Raw genomic sequence first — 16,445 nt, 5'->3', positions numbered from 1 at the left:
ACGCCACCTGGCGGCAGCGGGTCTCTCCGCGAGTTTACGGTCCCGAAGTCTGGGCTTCACCCTGGCGGATATGTCGTTTTGCCAACATCCTCCTCATGCCCCCCGGGGTAACGGTTGGCCGATCGGGCGTCCGGCCTGACCCGTTCGGGGGGCCCGGGTCCTGGTTCGGACGGTCCGGCCGGACCTGGGCGCGCGGCCGTGGTGCGGACGGTGGCGATGTTCCTAGCGTGGAGTGGCGGCCCGGAGGACCGGTCCGCCTGAGGGAGGGAAGAGTCGGATGCCGGTCGTCGATCCGCCTGGGGTCCAGGAGGTGCCGCTGACGCGGCCCCGTCGTCAGGCGGTGCGCACCGCGCCCCTGGGCAAGCGCAAGGTGACGCCGCTGGGCGCTGCGGACCGCCACCTCGTGCGCCGCTTCAGCTGGGGACTCACCCCCGCCCTCGGGGACGAGGTCCGCCTCGCCGGCGGCTCCCGGACGTGGTTCGAGGCCCAGCTGCTGCCGAGCTCGGTGACCGACGTGCTCGGCACCGCGCTCAACTCCTGGTTCCCCGCGCTCACCATGAGCCCGCTGCAGATCTTCCAGGCCCAGGCGGCCGGGACCGACCTGCCGTGGGAGGTCATGCGCGACTTCAGCCGCTGGACCGTGGCGCGTCGGGTGTACAGCCGCCGCCAGGTCGCGGAGGTGATGGTCGACTTCTGGTCGAACCTGCTCCACGTGCCGATCTACCACGACGAGGCCTGGTACTGGCGCTGGGACTACGACCGCGTCATCCGCCTCAACGCCCTGACCTCCTTCGAGAAGCTGCTCAAGGCCACCATCACCCACCCGGCGATGGGGCTCTACCTCGACAACGCCTCCTCCACCAAGGACGCGCCGAACGAGAACCTGGGCCGTGAGCTGCTCGAGCTGCACACCGTGGGCGTGGACGGCGGCTACACCGAGGCCGACGTCAAGGCCTCCGCGCGGATGCTCACCGGCTACCGCGTGGACGTGTGGTGGCCGGCCTTCCGCTCCTTCTACGACCCCACGGTGCACGACACCCGGCCGGTGAAGGTGATGGGTTTCTCCCACGCCAACAGCAACCCCGACGGGCGCGCCGCCACCGACGCCTACCTCAGCTACCTGGCCCGACACCCCGCCACCGCGCGGCGGCTCGCCCGGCGGCTGTGCACGGTGTTCTCCTCGGAGAAGCCCAGCTCGGCGCACGTCGACGCCGTCGCGAAGGCCTACCTCGCCAACGGCACCAGCATCAAGCCGACCCTGCGCGCGCTGGTGAGCCACCCCGGCTTCCAGAGCGCCCCGCTGGGCAAGGTGCGCACGCCGATGGAGGACTACATCGCCACCCTGCGCGCGCTGGGGATCGCGATGAACCGGCCCTCGAACGACGAGTCCTTCGCCAACGCCATGTACTGGCACTACTCGGGCACCGACAACGCGCCCTACGAGTGGCACGCCCCCGACGGCTACCCGATCACCGGCGCCGCCTGGTCCAGCGCCGGCCGGGTGCTCACCAGCTTCCGGCTGCACCGCGACCTGGCCTCGCGCTGGTGGCCCACCTTCGACGCCGTCTTCCCCGACCCCGTGAGCATGCTCCCGGTCACGATGCCCGCCACCCTGCAGGCCGTCGTCACCAACATCGGGCTCAACCTGCTCGGTCAGAAGCCCGACGCCGGGACCTGCGCCGCGGTGAGCGCCCTGGTCGGGATCCCACTGTCGCGCACCGTCACCCGGGCCGACCTGCTCTCGGACTACTGGACCTTCCGGCGCCTGCTGGTCGCGCTGCTCGACAGCCCGATCCACCTGCACCGCTGAGCCACGACCAGCCCGACCCCGCCCGCACCAGCCCGCATCAGCCCGCACCCATGACCGGAGAACGCCGATGACCACCACCGACTGCGGCTGTCCCGAGTTCCGCACCAGCCGCCGCCGCCTGCTCGGCGGGATCGCGGCCGGCGCCGCCCTCGGCACCGTGAGCCAGCTGATCGGCGACGCCCACCGGCAGGTCGCCTTCGGCGCCGAGCCCGGCGGCAACGTCGTCGTGGTGCTCTCGCTGCGCGGCGGTGCCGACGGCCTGTCGCTGGTGGTGCCCCGGGGCGCCGACCACGACCTGCTCGCCGCCGCGCGCCCGAACCTCGTGGTGCCCGAGAGCGTGCTGCTGGGCGACGACCCCCGCTTCGGCTTCCACCCCGCCCTCGCCCCGCTGATGCCGTTCTGGCAGGCCGGGGTGTTCGGGGCCGTGCACGCCGTCGGCCTCTCGGCGCCCAACCGCAGCCACTTCGACGCCACCGAGGAGATGGAGGACGCCGACCCCGGCACGGTCTCCCGCGTGGGCTGGATCAACCGCATGACCGGGCTCTCGGCCTCGCCGCTGCCCGAGGACGCCGTCGCCCTCGGCGTGCCGCTGGCCCCGGCGTCGCTGGTGGGCCCGGCGCCGGCGCTGTCGGCCTACGACCTCTCCGACCTCGCGATGCCCGAGGTCGGGACCTCCGCCCAGACCCGCCGCACCGCCCTCACCCGGGCCTGGGGCACCTCCACCACGCCGCTGGCGGCCGGGGTGCGCACGGCGATCGGCGTCACCCAGCGGTTGAGCCCGCTGGTCGACGCCGTCGACAGCAACGTGCACACGCTGGCCTACCCCGAGGGCCCGCTGCAGCAGGTGCTGGCCTCGACCGCCGCCCTGATCCGTGCGGATCTCGGCACCCGGATCGTGGCCATCGACTACGGCGACTGGGACATGCACGCCGACCTCGGTCGCGTCGACGGCGGCTGGATGGTCGACCAGGCCACCCACTTCGCCTCCTCGCTGGCGGCGTTCATGCTCGACCTCGGCACCGCCGCGTCACGGGTGACCGTGGTGACCCTCACCGAGTTCGGCCGCCGCGTGGAGGAGAACGGCAGCGGCGGCGTCGACCACGGCTACGGCAACGCCACGTTCCTGCTCGGGGCCGGCGTCAACGGCGGTGCCGTGCACGGCCGCTGGCCGGGCCTGGCCCAGCTCGAGGACGGCGACCTGGCGCTGGGGCAGGACTACCGCAGCGTGCTGTGGGAGGTGCTCGGCTCGCGCTTCAGCGACCTCTCCGGCTCCCGCTCCACGATCTTCCCCGGCTTCACCCCCGAGGCCGTCGGCGCGATGGCCTGACGCGCCCGCCGGTTCCCGTCGTCGGTACGACGCCCCCCGCGGGCGCCCCGAGGTGGCTCAGCGGGTGGGCAGCGGGGTGTCGCCCGTGGGCGGGTAGTGCTGCAGGTCCAGGATCGGGCGCAGGTCGCGCCAGATCATCCGCACCATCAGCCACGGCGGGAGCACGCGGGCGCCCAGCCAGGTGGTGGGGGCGCGGTGGCCCAGCACGATCCGGGTGCGACGGGTGCCGACGGCGTCGAGCACGCGCACGGCCACCGACTCCGCCGAGGTCTTGAGGTACTTCCCGGCGAACCCCGCGCTGGCCTCGGAACGGGCGATGTTGGTGGCGATGCCGCCGGGGTGCACCAGGTGCACGCGCACGTGGGTGTCGGCGAGCTCGGCCGCGAGCGCCTCGGAGAAGCCGCGCACGGCGAACTTGCTCGCGCAGTAGTCGGCCTGGTTCGGCGCCCCGACGAGGCCGAAGAGGCTCGAGACGTTGACCAGGGCGCCGAGGTCGCCGGTGAGCAGCTGCGGCAGGAACGCCCGGGTGCCGTGCACGACGCCCCACAGGTTGATGTCGAGCACACGCTGCATCTCGGCGTCGGTGAACGCCCAGGTCGGCTTCGCGCACCCCTCGACACCGGCGTTGTTGATGACGACGTCGGCGGGGCCGAGGTCGGTCAGCACCCGCTCAGCGAGGGCGTAGACGGCGTCGCGGTCGGCGACGTCCACCACCTGCGAGAGCACGGTCGTGCCGGCGGGCAGGAGCGCGGCGGTGCCGGCCAGGCCGTCGGCGTCGACGTCGTGGATCGCCAGGGTGGCGCCGCGGCGGGCCGCCTCCACGGCGTAGGCGCGGCCCATGCCCGAGCCGGCGCCGCTGATCACGACCACGCGGCCGGTGAGGTCCTTCATCGGTGTCTCCTGGTGGGTCGCGGTGCTCAGGAGAGCACGTGGTCGGCGGGCTTGAACTTCGCGGCGAGGCGGCGGAAGGTGAAGGAGAAGCCCGGGAACATCGCGATCACGTGACCCGACTTGGACTGGTACCAGGAGTGGCACCCGCCCTTCTTCCACACCGTCTGCTCCATCTCGCGGTGGATCATCGCGGTGTAGTCCTCCTCGGCCTGCGCGGTGACCTCGATGCTGCGACGCCCGGAGGTGCGGACCTTCTCGATCGCGTCCATGACGTACTTCATCTGCGACTCGATCACGAAGATGGCGCTGGTGTGGCCGATGCCGGTGTTGGGGCCGGTGACCACGAACAGGTTCGGGAAGCCGGGCACGGTGGTGCCGAGGTAGGCGCGCGGGAACTCGGCCCACACGTCGGCCAGGGCGCGGTCCTCGCGGCCGACGACGGGGTAGGAGATCACGCCGTCGGTGGCGTCGTAGCCGGTGGACCACACGATGACGTCGAGGTCGAGGTGCTCCCCGCTGGCGGTGACGATGCCGGTGGCGTCGAGGTGGTCGATGCCGTCGGTGCGGTCGTGCAGGGTGGTGTTGGGGGCCGACAGCGCCGGGTACAGCGTGTTGGACAGGATGATCCGCTTGCAGCCGATCGTGTAGTCCGGGGTCAGCTTGGCGCGCAGCTCGGGGTCGGGCACCTGGCGCTCGAGGTGCTTGAGCGCCTTGTCCTGGGCCAGCTTCTTCAGCGCGGCGTCGGAGTACTTGAAGCCGACCACGCGGGTCTCCAGGCTCCAGTAGATCGAGGTGCGCAGGGCCTTGTAGAGGGGCTTGATGCCGAGCAGGCGCTGCTGCCAGGCGGAGAAGTCGCGGTCGGGGCGCGGCATGACCCAGTGGGGGCTGCGCTGGAAGACGTGCAGCTCGCCGACCTGCGGCTGGATGGCGGGGATCACCTGGGCGGCACTGGCGCCGGAGCCGATGATCGCGACCTTCTTGCCGGTGAGGTCGACGGAGTGGTCCCAGTTGTTGGTGTGGAACGTGACGCCGCGGAACTCCTCGCGACCGGGGAAGGGCGGGATGACCGGCGTGCTCAGCGGGCCGGAGGCGTTGATGAGGAACTGGGCGCGGAAGGTGCCGGCCGCCTCGGTCTCGATCCGCCAGGCGCCGTGCTCCTCCTCCCAGCGCACCGCGACGACGTTGGCGCCGGTGACCGTCTTCTCGCGCAGGCCGTGCTTGGCGATGACGTGCTCGGTGTACTCCTGCAGTTCGGCCTGCTCGGCGAACATCTTCGACCAGCGGTAGGGCTCGCCCACCAGGGAGTAGAGCGGGCTCTGCACGTCGACGGCCGCGCCGGGGTAGGAGTTCTGGCACCAGGTGCCGCCCATGAAGTCGCGTCGCTCGAGGATGACGACGTCGTCGACACCGCGCTCGGCCAGCTGCAGGGCGGCGGTCTGGCCACCGAAGCCGCTGCCGATGATCACGACGGTGGCCTCGCGCACGGCGTCGGACTGTGCCGCCTGGTCGGCGGGGGCGGGGGTGGCGGCGGTGCTGCTCACGGCGTCTCCTGGGGTGGTCGGGGGCGGACGGCCCCCGATGTGATGTTCAACGTCCTCAGATTATTCTGAGGACGGGTGATTCCTCAATGGGGGAGGTCGGTGGCCCCGGTCACAGCGGGTCCGGTGGTGGCGGCCGCCCCGGCGAGGAGGAAGCGCACGAGCGGCGGCACGAGCTGGTCGGGCGGCGTCGTGGCGCCGTCGTAGGCCCAGTGCAGGACGACCTGGCTGATCCCGCCCACCAGGGCCTGCAGCAGGATCCGGCGCTGGTCGGCCGGGACCGAGTCGAGCACGCCGCGGTCGTCCACCACGCCCGCCAGCAGCGCCCCGAACTCCTCGGTGCGGCGCAGGTAGTGCGCCTCCACCCGGGCGCTGACGCCGAGGATCTCGAACCACACCACGCGGGCCGTGCGGGGATCGGTGGCCAGGGTGCTGAAGAAGGCGGTGAGTCCCGCCTCGGCCAGGGTCGCGAGCTCCTCGTGCGCGGCCTGCGACGTCGCCGTCACCACCGCGGCCTGCAGCCGGTCCAGGCAGCGGTCGTAGACGGCGAGGAGGAGGTCCTCGGTGCCGGGGAACTCCTCGTAGAAGTAGCGGTCGGCCACCTTGGCCTCCCGGCACAGCTGCCGCACGGTGGCCTTGCGGTAGCCGTCGGTGCCGAAGACCTCCAGGCCGGCGTCGAGCAGCTGGGTGCGCCGTCGCGCGGCGCGGTCGGCGGCGGACTCGCCGCCGTAGGTGCGGCCGGTCGTGGTCATGGGGCCCCCGGGTGCGGCGTCTGGAGTGGGATCGGGAATCGAGCATCCGCAGTTTACCCCTGGCCGGGGCGTGGCCGGCGCGTCGGGACAAACGTCAGGTACCTCACGAGTTGCACCTGCGAGGGCCCGAAACGGACCGTTCGGCGCACCATTCGTCAGGTACCTGACGAATTGTCGGTGGGGCCCGCGGCCCCCGAGCCGGGTCGGGGGGCGCTCCGCGGCGCGGCGACCGAGGGTGGGATCAGGGGCGGGGGCGGGCGGCGGATCCGGGCCACCCGAACTCGGTGTGCACCCCGGGGCTGAAGGCGACGTGGTCGGGGGCGCGGCGGGCGAGCTCGGGGCCGAGGTCGCGCAGGCCCACGGTGGTGAGCACCTCGGCGTCGAGGTCGAGCAGCTCGGCGTCGTGCAGCGGCCACGCCGGGTGCTGGTTGGGCACGTACAGCGTGCGGCGGGCGGCGACGAGCGGAGCCGAGTGCAGGCCCCAGCGGGCGCTGAGGAACTCGTCCAAGGCCGTCGCGGGCCGTCGGTCACCGACCGCCACCACGACCCTGTTGCGGCCCTGGACCCCCGCCTTCGCGCGGCGCAGCACCCCCTCGTAGGTGTGGACCGGACGTCGGGTGGCGAGGTCGGTGGTCACGCCGTGCCGCAGCCGGGCCCACCGGTACGGGACGCCGAACCCGATCCGGGCGCCGAGCACGACGGCGAGGCGGTCGCAGTCCAGGGACAGGAACACCACCCCACGCCGGCCGGTGGCGTCCACGGAGTACAGGCGCACGTTGGTCTCGAGGAACGTGCCGAGCCACGGCACGCCGGGCAGCCGGAAGGGGGCGGCGTCGACCATGCGGAACGGGACGAGCCCGACGTAGGAGGCGCCGTCGTGCACGTCGGGGCGCACGCCCGGCGGCATCAGGTGCGTCAGCCGCTCGGGATCCACCGCCCAGTGCACGTAGGTGAGGTCGCGCCAGTCCTGCTGCATCAGCACCGAGCCGGTCAGGGCCGGCGCGGTGGGGCTCACCGGCTCGGGGGCGGGGAGGTGCGGGGCGGCCTCGGTGCTCATGACTCGACGCTAGGTCGCGGCGGAGCCGTGCCGGACACCCGGAAGGAGTCGGTGCGCGCCGCGGGCCGTCGCGTTCGTCACGTCCCGGGCAGCAGCGGGCGCACGCGGTCGGCCAGCCACCGCTGGATCTCCAGCGCAGTGTCCACGACGGGGTCGGCGGGGTCGGCGCCTCCGAGCACCCGCACCTCCCATCCGCCGTACCAGGCGACGTAGGCGCCCACCACCACGAGCAGCCCCCCGGTGGCGCGGGGCAGCCAGCGTCCGGCGCCGCGCAGCCGGCTCAGCACGGTGCCGGCGGCGAGGGCCACGGCGACCGCCGCGACTCCCACCACCGCCCCCATCCCGAGCGCATAGGCGCCGACGAGCACGAGTCCGTCGGTGACGTCGTCGGTGCGCAGGGTGGTGACCACCAGCGCCAGGAACGGTCCCACCGTGCAGGTCAGCGACGCCAGGGCGTACACGACGCCGTAGCTCAGCGACGCGCTCAGGCCGGTACCTCCGCGGCGGGTGAGGTGGGGCAGCGGCAGGGTGACCGAGCGTCCCGCGGCCATCAGCGCCCCGAGCACGAGCAGCACCAGCCCGACCGCGATCGTCACGTACGGCAGCACGGACTGGGCCGAGGACGCGACGGGCGAGACGATCAGGCCGAAGGCCGCGAACACCAGCACGAAGCCCACCGTCATCGCCGCGGTCGCACCCAGTGCGCGGCCCACCGCGGTGACCGCCCCGGGCCGGACCCGCTCCCCGGTGGCGTCGGGCGGGCTCACGACCAGGCCGAGGTAGGCGGGCAGCAGCGCGAACCCGCAGGGGTTGAGCGCGGCGAGCGCTCCGGCGCTGAGCACCAGCGCGACGGTCGTGGAATCCATGGTCGTCTCGGCCGGCTCAGCCGGCGAGGTCCTCGACGACGCCGACCAGCGCGTCGTCGTCGCCGTACCCGGTGCGCAGCACCTCCTCGCCTGCGGCGTCGTAGACGACGAACGAGGACTGCTCGGTGACCCCGAACGTGCGGTACAGGTCGCCCGCGGAGTCGTCGAGGTGCAGCGGGCCGGGAGCGTCGTCGGCGAAGTCGTCGATCGCCGCACCGGAGTCGAGGGAGCCCACGCCGACGAAGGAGATCCGGTCGCCGTAGCGGGCCGCCAGGTCGCTGATGGTGGGGATCTGGCTGCGGCACACCGAGCACCAGGGTGCCCAGAACCACAGGACCGCGGGCCGGCCGGCGAGTCGGGCACCGTCGAAGGCGGCGCCGTCCACCGTCGTTCCGCTGAACCGGTACGCCGTCGGCACCGGGGTCGGCTCCGGCGCGGCGCTCGGGGCCGGGTCCTGGCCCGTGTCGTCGTTCCTGTCGTCGTTCCTGTCGTCGTTCTTGTCGTCGTTCTTGTCGCCGCCCGTGCCGCCGTCGGCCCGTCCACCGCCACTGTCCGTGCCGGGGGCCGCACCGGGGGCCGCGCCGGGCTCGTTCCCAGCCGGCGCGCCCGGGTCCGTCGCGGAACCGGATCCCCCGGGCGCTGCCTCGGTGTCGGTCCGGTCCCCGTCGGAGCCGCCCGTGGTGGCGCCGGGCGTCCCGGTGCTCGCCGCCGCTGACGGGACGGCGGTCCCCGCGGTCCCCGTCGAGCCGACGGGGTCGGTGCCGCAGGCACCGAGGGCGCCGCACAGCAGGCCGAGGACGACGAGACGGCGCCAGGAGGGGGTACGGGGGAGCGCGAGGATCGACATGAACCCAGTGTGCGGACCCGTCCTCGCGAAACCCGGGCATCGGAATGACGGAACGGTGACGGGGCCTCGTCGGGGCTGGGCCAGGATGTGGCCCATGACACGGTTCGAGGGCAAGCGGGCACTGGTGACGGGCGCGGCGGGCGGCATCGGCCGCTCCACGGCGGAGCTGCTGCGCGAGGAGGGCGCGGCGGTGGTGGGCCTGGACCTGCGCGCGGAGGACGACGTCGTGGCCTGCGACGTGGGCGACGCCGACTCCGTCGCGGCGGCGGTCGAGGAGGCGGTGCGGCGGCTCGGCGGCCTCGACGTCGTGGTGAACGTGGCCGGCATCGATCGGTTCCGCCGCTTCGAGGACCTCGACCTCGACACCTGGCACCAGCACCTCGCGGTGAACCTCACCGGCCCGATGCTGCTGAGCCGGGCGGCGCTGCCGCACCTGCGGGAGAGCCGGGGGAACATCGTCACGGTGGCCTCGATCGCGGGTCTGCGGGCCCAGCCCTACCAGGCGGCGTACTGCGCCTCCAAGGCCGGCGTCGTGATGCTCATGAAGTCCCTCGCCCTCGAGCTCGCCGCCGACGGGATCCGGGTCAACACCGTGTGCCCGGGCGGGGTGCAGACCGACCTGCCCACCGCGGCCGCGGCCGAGCACCCCGACACCGACCTGGACTGGGGCCTGCTGATGGAGACCGCGGGCGCCCGGTACGGGTTCATGCCCCCGCGCGACATCGCCGACGCCATCGCCTACCTCGCCTCCGACGCCGCGGCGTCGGTCACGGGTGCGGTGCTCTCGGTCGATCGCGGCACCGCCTGCTGAGCGCGGGGGTCGTCGTACCAACCGTCCCTGCTGTTTCCGGGCGGGAAGACAGCAGCAACGGTTGATACGACGACCACCCCGGGAGGCGCGGGACGCCCGGCGCCGTCACGGTCGGGACGGGCGTTCGCGCGCGGGTGTGGACCGGGCCGCTCCGGGGCATCGATCCGACACCCCGCGCCGTCCGGCGCGTGCCTACTCGGAGGAACCTGGATGAAGCATCGATCCACCCGTCGCATCGCCGCCGTCATCAGCGCTCTGGTGCTGAGCGGCCTGAGCCCGTTGCTCACGGCGGACCCCGCAGCCGCCGACGGCGCGGATCGCTACGGCAAGCCGTGCGATCCGAACAAGTACAAGGAGCGGTACGAGATCACGAGTCTCACGGTCGAGCCCGTGATCACCTACCAGGCGTCCTACGTCATGGGGAGCTACGAGCGCTGGGGGAGCGCTCGCAAGGTCGTGATGGACCGCAAGGTGTCGGTCGAGGCCGGCTACCGCGGCAGCGCGTCGGCCTCGGTGGAGGTCAGCCTGCCCGCGAAGCTGCTCGGCGCGGTGAACGCTGCGACCTCCTTGGAGTTCGAGGCGAAGGGGTCGGTCACCCTCTCGAAGACGGTGACGACGCGCGAACGGCGGGAGTTCCGCAATCCCGACGAGCGCAACCGCAAGGTGATCTTCTACCAGGGGCTGACCCGGGCCAAGGGCACGGTGACCCGCAAGAAGTGCGCCCAGCACTATCTCCCCGGCCAGTCCTACGGGCCCTACGAGGTGCACCTCTACGACGGGCGGTACGAGACCTGGACCGACAACGTCGGTCTCTCGCACCTCATCTGCGGCTACGGAGCGCCCGGGGCGTTGGCCAAGCTGGTGCGTGCCCGCTACTGCGACCTGTGACGAACGACAGGGCCCCGCGACGTCGTCCGCCGCGGGGCCCTGTGCCGTTGCAGGGGGTGAGGCGTGGCGCTAGCCCCTGCCGCTGGAGGAGCGGGCCCGGCGCGAGACAGAGTCGATCGCCACGGCCAGCAGCAGCACGCCGCCGGTGATCATGAAGCGCACGGACGACTCCACGCTGAGCAGGTTGAGTCCGGTGCTGATCGACTGCAGCACCAGCATGCCGAGCAACGCGGCGTAGGCCGAACCCCGTCCTCCGAACAGGCTGGTGCCCCCGATCACCGCGGCGGCGATCGCGGTGAGGTTGGTGTCGGTGGTGCCCGAGGACTGCGACACCGAGGTCAGCTGCCCCGCGACCATGAGACCGCCGATCGCGGCGAAGGTCGAGCACAGGGTGAACACGGACAGGTAGACGAACCTGACGTTGATGCCGGCCCGTCGCGCGGCCTCCTCGTTGCCGCCGACGGCGAACACGTGCCGGCCCCACGAGGTGCGGCGCAGGGCGAGGTCGAGGAGCGCGGTGGTGATGACGAACGAGGCGAAGAGGTAGCCGACACCTCGTCCGATGCCGAGGTAGTAGCAGGCGTACCCGAGGCCGGCGAGCATCAGGACCGCGCGCACCAGCACCCCCGCGAGCGGAGGCGGGGTGAGCCCGGCGGCCCGACGGCGCCGGATGGTGAGCACGCGGCTCCCGACGTAGAGGGCCACCGCCAGACCGACCAGGGCGTAGGCCTGGGTGTCGGTGAGGAACTTGTCGCGCGCGAAGGTGCGCAGCCCGGAGTCCTGCGGCAGGTTGATGGTGCCCTGGTCGCCGAGGGTGTAGAGCAGGGCGCCCTGGAACGCGAGGAGGCCGGCGAGCGAGAAGACGAACGACGGCACGCCGACGAACTGGTGCAGGGAGGCGTAGATCAGGCCGATCACGGCCCCGGCACCGATGGCCGCGGCCATGGCGACCACGAGCGACTGGCCGTGGTCGACCAGGAGCACCGCGAGGATCGCGGAGGTGAACCCGGACACCGAGCCGACCGAGAGGTCGATCTCGCCCAGGAGCAGCACCAGCACGATGCCGAGGGAGATGAACCCGATCGGGGCGGCGAACTGGGTGAGCGAGACCAGGCTGCGCGAGGAGAGGAACACGGGCTCCTGGCTGTAGAACACCGCGCAGATCACGATCAGGCCGACGACGACGGGCACCACGCCGAGCTCGCCGCTGCGCAACCGGGTCACGGTCGTGGCGACCGAGCGCCGCAGCGCCTGGAGGAGCAGGGCGAGGATCGTGCGCACGGCGGTGCGGTCACGCTCGAGCACCAGCCGGCGCAGTGCCTGCAGCAGGGGGGCGGTGATGCTCTCGGACCGGATCAGTCGCTCATCGGCGGCGTCGGCCGCGAACGGGGTGGTGGTCAGGGTGGTCTTGGACACGGTCAGGATCCCTCGGACGCGGACGAGCGGGCGGACCGGGCGGCCACGACGTTGTCGCTGGCACCGGTGATGGCGGCGACCAGCTGCTCGGTGCTGGTCTCGGCGGTGCGGAACTCCGCGGCGTTGCGCCCCAGGCGCAGCACCACGATGCGGTCGGCCACCGCCTGGACGTCGGCCATGTTGTGGCTGATGAGGATGACCCCGAGCCCGTTGTCGCGCAGCCGCTCCACGAGGTTGAGGACCTCCGCGGTCTGGGCGACGCCGAGCGCTGCGGTGGGCTCGTCGAGCATGACGACCTTGGGATCGCCCACCAGCGAGCGGGCGATCGCGACCGTCTGGCGCTGGCCCCCCGAGAGGGAGGCGATCGGGATGCGGACCGAGGGGATCTTGGCCGAGAGCGAGCGCAGCAGCCGCCACGCCTCCTGCTCCATGCCGACCTCGTCGATCAGCCCCCGGCGTCGCCGCTCCTGCCCGAGGAACAGGTTGGCGACGACGTCGAGGTTGTCGCACAGGGCCAGGTCCTGGAAGACCGTGGCGATACCGAGACCCTGGGCGGCGGAGGGGCCGGGCACGGTGGTGGCCCTCCCCTCCAGCGCGATCGTGCCCTCGTCGGGCTGGTAGACGCCGGAGATGACCTTGATGAGGGTCGACTTCCCGGCGCCGTTGTCGCCGACGAGTGCGACCACCTCGCCCGCGTGCACCGACAAGGAGACGTCGGTGAGGGCCTGCACAGCGCCGAACCGCTTGGTGATGCCCCTCAGGGAGAGCACCGGCGTGGTGGCCGGGGCCGCGCCCTTCGCGAGCGAGGTGGTCGTGGTCATCAGGAGATCCCCGCCGCCTCGCAGGCCGCGGCGAAGTCGGCCGTGCAGATGTCGTCGACGCTGTAGAAGCCGTCGGCGATGACGCTGTCGGCGATGTTGTCGACCGTGACGACGACCGGGTCGAAGATGTAGGACTTCAGGCCCTCGTACTCGGTCTGGGTGACGCCGGTCTCGGTGGTGGCCGGCACGTCCTCACCCTTCACCAGGGCGACCGCGACCTCGGCGGCGGTCTCGGCCTCGAGCTTGATCGACTTGTAGATCGTCATCGCCTGCTCGCCGCTGATGATCCGCTGCAGGGCGGCGATCTCGGCGTCCTGGCCGGTGATGGGGGGCAGGGCGTCCGCGGACACGCCGGCGCCGGTCAGCGCGGCGACGACGCCGCCGGCCTGGCCGTCGTTGGCGGCGTAGACGCCGTCGATGTCAGCGGGGTCGATCTTGCTCAGCTGGTCGCTGGTCCACTTCTGGGCGTTCTCGGGGCTCCAGTCGGGGTTGTCGTACTCCTCCAGGATCGTCACACCGGAGGCGTCCAGCACGGAGTGGGCGCCCGCCTTGAACTGCCCGGCGTTCGGGTCGTCGGGAGAGCCGTTGAGCATCAGGATGTTGCCGGTGTCGCCGAGGTCGTCGACCAGCGCCTGGGCCTGCAGCTTGCCGACCGTCTCGTTGTCGAAGGACATGTAGTAGTCGGCGTTGGTGATGAGGCGGTCGTAGGCGATGACGGGCACGCCCTCGGCGCGGGCGTCGTCGACCATCGTGGTGGCGCCGGGACCGTTGACGGGGTCGAGCACGAGCACGTCGGCGCCGGCGTTCAGCGCCGTGGCGACCTGCTCGGTCTGCTTCGCGGCGTCCTGGTCGGCGTTGTAGTAGTCGACGGTGCAGTCGGAGCACAGCTCGGCGACCTTGGCCTCGAACAGCGGCTTGTCGAAGGTCTCGTAGCGGGTGGTCTTCGACTCCGGGAGCAGCAGGGCGATGGTGGTGCCCCCGCCGGAGGCGCTGTCGCCGCCGGAGTCGGTGTCGTTGGCGCCGCACGCGGACAGGCCGACGGCACCCAGGGCGAGCACGGCGCCAGCCACGGCGGCGCGGTGGAACTTGGTGGTCACTTGATCTCCTCGGGGGTGGCGCTCCGGACTCCCTGCCCGGCGCAAGGTCGAGTGTCGGCCGTCACACGCTTGTCGTCAAGAGTCGAACATAAAAACGTGATCCGGCCGTGATCTATGGGCTTTACCTTCGAGAAATGAACGCTATTGACCGGAAGGCGTGACGCGGGGCACAGTTCGTCCGTGCCCTCGACGACGTCCGCCCCCGGTGCCGCCTCTGGCACGTCCGGGTCGCCGGCGGCGTTGCGCTCGGCCAACCAGGCGCGGGTCGTCGGGCTGCTGCGCGAGGGCGCGGCCACCTGGAGCCAGGCCGACCTGGCGCGCGCCGCGGGGCTCGCCCCGGCCACCGTCTCCACGATCGTGCGCGATCTCGCCGAGCACGGTCTGGTCGACGTCGAGCCCGGCCGCGGCCGTCGGGGTGCGGTCGTGCGGCTCGCGCCCGCCGCGGGCGCGGTGCTCGGCATCGACGTCGGCCACCGGCACGTGTCGGTCGCCGTCGGCGACCTGCGCGGGGAGGTGGTGCGCGAGCTGCGCCGCCCCATCGTCGGCGGTGAGGACCACCGACAGGTGCTGGCGCTGGTGCGCGCGATGACGACCGAGCTCGAGGCCGACGCCCCCGGAGCCCCGCCGCTGCGGGCGGCCGCCCTCGGCCTCCCGGCCCCCGTGGCCCACGACGTCGTCGACTCCGACGTGATCTTCCCGGGCTGGCACGGCGTCGACGCCCGGGCCGCCGCCGAGGCCGCGCTCGACGTGCCGGTCGTGGTGGAGAACGACGCCAACCTCGGCGCGCTCGCGGAGCACCTCCAGGGTGCCGCGCAGGGCACCGGGTCCTCGGTCTTCATCAAGACCTCGTCGGGGGTCGGGGCCGGCATCGTCATCGGCGGCGAGGTGTTCCACGGCGCGGGGGGCACCGCCGGTGAGATCGGGCACCTCACCCTCGACGAGCAGGGTCCGGTCTGCCGCTGCGGGAAGCGCGGGTGCCTGGAGGCCCTCACCTCGGTGCTCTTCGTGCAGCAGCAGGTGGCCGGCCAGATCCCCGAGGCGCCCGCCGCGGCCGACGTCGACGAGGTCGTGGCCGCCGCCCGCGAGGGCAACGTCGCGGCACGCCGCGCGCTGGAGGAGGCCGGGATGCAGCTGGGCCGCGGGATGGCGAGCCTGGTGAACCTGCTCAACCCCGAGCTCATCTCGGTCGGCGGCGACATGGCGCGCGCGGGCGAGCTGCTGCTGGAGCCGGCCCGCCTCGGCCTGCGCCGCTACGCCCTCGACTCCGTGGCCGCGACCCCGGTGGTCGCCGGTCGACTCGGCTCGCGCGCCAGTGTCATGGGCGCGGTGCTGCTCGCCGCCCGCGGCACGGAGGTGGGTTTGCCGTGACCGCGACCCTGCTCCCCGGTGCCGGCACGAGCGCCGTCGGCATCGACGTCGGGGGCACCAAGATCGCCGCCGGGGTGGTGGGCGCCGACGGCGTCATCCGCCACCGGCTGCGCACCGAGACCCCCGGCGACGCCGCCGCCACGGCCCGCGCCCTGCTCGACGTCGTGCGGTCCCTCGCCGCGCGGGAGGACATCGGCGCGGTGGGGATCGGTGTGCCCGGCTTCGTCGACCGGGTCGCCGGCGAGGTGCTGGTCGCCCCCAACCTGGCCTGGCCCCACGAGGACGTCGCCGCGCTGCTGCACGCCGAGACCGGCCTCGCGGCGGTGCTCGAGAACGACGCCACCGCCGCCGCGTGGGGGGAGTACCGCTTCGGGGCCGCCCGCGGGGGAGGCGAGGTGCTGATGATCACCGTCGGCACCGGGATCGGCGGTGGCCTGGTCGTCGACGGCGTCCCCTACCGCGGTGCGCGCGGCATGGCCGGCGAGATCGGGCACCTGCGGGTCGTCCCCGACGGCCTGCCGTGCGGCTGCGGCTCGCGCGGCTGCTGGGAGGTGTACGCCTCCGGCTCCGCGCTCGCCCGCCGCGCGCGCGAGGAGGGCCTCGTCGGAGCCGGCGATCCGCACCCGGGTCGCACGGTCGGGGCGGCGGTCGCGGCCGGCGACGCACTCGCGCTCGCGCTCGTCGCCGAGCTCGGCGACTGGCTCGGCCAGGGGCTGGCGTCGCTGGTGAACGTGCTCGACCCCGGCCTGGTGCTCGTGGGCGGTGGGGTGGCCGACGTCGGCGACGTGCTGCTGGACCCGCTGCGCTCGTCGCTGTCCGCCCACCTCTCCGGCGGCGCCCGCGCCGCCCCCGCGGTGGTGCGCGCGGAGCTGGGCAACGACGCCGGGCTGGTCGGCGTCGCCGACCTCGCCCGTCGGTAGCCGCCGCGGCGCGGGGCGCCGCCGGTGCCGTGCGCC

The 16,445-nt window shown here is 73.1% G+C and carries 15 protein-coding genes; 6 read left to right on the top strand and 9 right to left on the bottom strand.

Features of this window, described 5'->3' with window-relative positions; all coding sequences use genetic code 11:
- The first annotated feature begins 310 nt into the window (after positions 1 to 310).
- Both ACERUJ_RS12915 and ACERUJ_RS12910 read left to right on the top strand, forming a co-directional pair.
- Complete coding sequence (locus ACERUJ_RS12915) at positions 311 to 1,810, top strand: DUF1800 domain-containing protein (protein ID WP_370248994.1); 1,500 nt, start codon at positions 311 to 313, stop codon at positions 1,808 to 1,810.
- A 67-nt stretch (positions 1,811 to 1,877) separates the two neighbouring features.
- Positions 1,878 to 3,137, top strand: coding sequence for a DUF1501 domain-containing protein (locus tag ACERUJ_RS12910; protein WP_370248993.1), 1,260 nt, complete (start codon positions 1,878 to 1,880; stop codon positions 3,135 to 3,137).
- A gap of 57 nt (positions 3,138 to 3,194) precedes the next feature.
- On the opposite strand, the gene ACERUJ_RS12905 is transcribed toward ACERUJ_RS12910, so the two are convergent.
- The 6 genes from ACERUJ_RS12905 to ACERUJ_RS12880 form a co-directional block, all read right to left on the bottom strand.
- Positions 3,195 to 4,028, bottom strand: coding sequence for an SDR family NAD(P)-dependent oxidoreductase (locus ACERUJ_RS12905; protein ID WP_370248991.1), 834 nt, complete (start codon positions 4,026 to 4,028; stop codon positions 3,195 to 3,197).
- A gap of 26 nt (positions 4,029 to 4,054) precedes the next feature.
- Positions 4,055 to 5,569, bottom strand: a complete 1,515-nt coding sequence (locus ACERUJ_RS12900) for a flavin-containing monooxygenase (RefSeq protein WP_370248990.1) — start codon at positions 5,567 to 5,569, stop codon at positions 4,055 to 4,057.
- Between the two features lie 83 nt (positions 5,570 to 5,652).
- Positions 5,653 to 6,318, bottom strand: coding sequence for a TetR/AcrR family transcriptional regulator (locus ACERUJ_RS12895; protein WP_370248989.1), 666 nt, complete (start codon positions 6,316 to 6,318; stop codon positions 5,653 to 5,655).
- Positions 6,319 to 6,559: 241 nt separating this feature from the next.
- Positions 6,560 to 7,375: a YqjF family protein gene (locus ACERUJ_RS12890; RefSeq protein WP_370248987.1), complete on the bottom strand. Its 816-nt coding sequence runs from the start codon at positions 7,373 to 7,375 to the stop codon at positions 6,560 to 6,562.
- Positions 7,376 to 7,452: 77 nt separating this feature from the next.
- Positions 7,453 to 8,241, bottom strand: a complete 789-nt coding sequence (locus ACERUJ_RS12885; protein ID WP_370248986.1) for a cytochrome c biogenesis CcdA family protein — start codon at positions 8,239 to 8,241, stop codon at positions 7,453 to 7,455.
- Positions 8,242 to 8,257: 16 nt separating this feature from the next.
- A complete protein-coding gene (locus ACERUJ_RS12880) occupies positions 8,258 to 9,088 on the bottom strand; it encodes a TlpA family protein disulfide reductase (protein ID WP_370248985.1) in 831 nt (276 codons plus the stop codon).
- Between the two features lie 94 nt (positions 9,089 to 9,182).
- On the opposite strand from ACERUJ_RS12880, the gene ACERUJ_RS12875 reads away from it, so the two are divergent.
- The gene (locus ACERUJ_RS12875) at positions 9,183 to 9,899 is read left to right on the top strand and encodes an SDR family NAD(P)-dependent oxidoreductase (RefSeq protein ID WP_370248984.1); all 717 of its coding nucleotides are present in this window, start codon (positions 9,183 to 9,185) and stop codon (positions 9,897 to 9,899) included.
- A 210-nt stretch (positions 9,900 to 10,109) separates the two neighbouring features.
- On the top strand, positions 10,110 to 10,787 hold the full coding sequence (locus tag ACERUJ_RS12870) for a hypothetical protein (RefSeq protein WP_370248982.1): 678 nt from the start codon (positions 10,110 to 10,112) through the stop codon (positions 10,785 to 10,787).
- A gap of 69 nt (positions 10,788 to 10,856) precedes the next feature.
- Here ACERUJ_RS12870 and ACERUJ_RS12865 read toward each other — a convergent pair whose 3' ends face one another.
- From ACERUJ_RS12865 to ACERUJ_RS12855, 3 genes are read right to left on the bottom strand one after another with little or no spacing between them, the layout of a single operon-like run.
- Positions 10,857 to 12,203 (bottom strand): sugar ABC transporter permease, encoded by a 1,347-nt coding sequence (locus ACERUJ_RS12865; protein WP_370248981.1) that lies wholly within the window; start codon positions 12,201 to 12,203, stop codon positions 10,857 to 10,859.
- 2 nt (positions 12,204 to 12,205) lie between these two features.
- A complete protein-coding gene (locus tag ACERUJ_RS12860; RefSeq protein WP_370248980.1) occupies positions 12,206 to 13,024 on the bottom strand; it encodes an ATP-binding cassette domain-containing protein in 819 nt (272 codons plus the stop codon).
- Positions 13,024 to 14,121, bottom strand: coding sequence for a substrate-binding domain-containing protein (locus tag ACERUJ_RS12855; protein ID WP_370248979.1), 1,098 nt, complete (start codon positions 14,119 to 14,121; stop codon positions 13,024 to 13,026). Before ACERUJ_RS12855 ends, ACERUJ_RS12860 begins: the two co-directional genes overlap by 1 nt.
- Positions 14,122 to 14,301: 180 nt before the next feature.
- Here ACERUJ_RS12855 and ACERUJ_RS12850 point away from each other — a divergent pair, with 180 nt between their 5' ends.
- Both ACERUJ_RS12850 and ACERUJ_RS12845 read left to right on the top strand, forming a co-directional pair.
- Complete coding sequence (locus ACERUJ_RS12850; protein ID WP_370248977.1) at positions 14,302 to 15,489, top strand: ROK family protein; 1,188 nt, start codon at positions 14,302 to 14,304, stop codon at positions 15,487 to 15,489.
- Positions 15,486 to 16,409: an ROK family protein gene (locus ACERUJ_RS12845; protein ID WP_370248976.1), complete on the top strand. Its 924-nt coding sequence runs from the start codon at positions 15,486 to 15,488 to the stop codon at positions 16,407 to 16,409. The genes ACERUJ_RS12850 and ACERUJ_RS12845 overlap by 4 nt, the downstream gene beginning before the upstream one ends.
- The last annotated feature ends 36 nt before the right edge of the window (positions 16,410 to 16,445 follow it).

The sequence above is a fragment of the Nocardioides sp. genome (assembly GCF_964228225.1).
Lineage (GTDB): Bacteria > Actinomycetota > Actinomycetes > Propionibacteriales > Nocardioidaceae > Nocardioides.
Note: the sequence above shows the minus strand (reverse complement) of the source record. Positions and strands in the feature narration are given on the sequence as shown.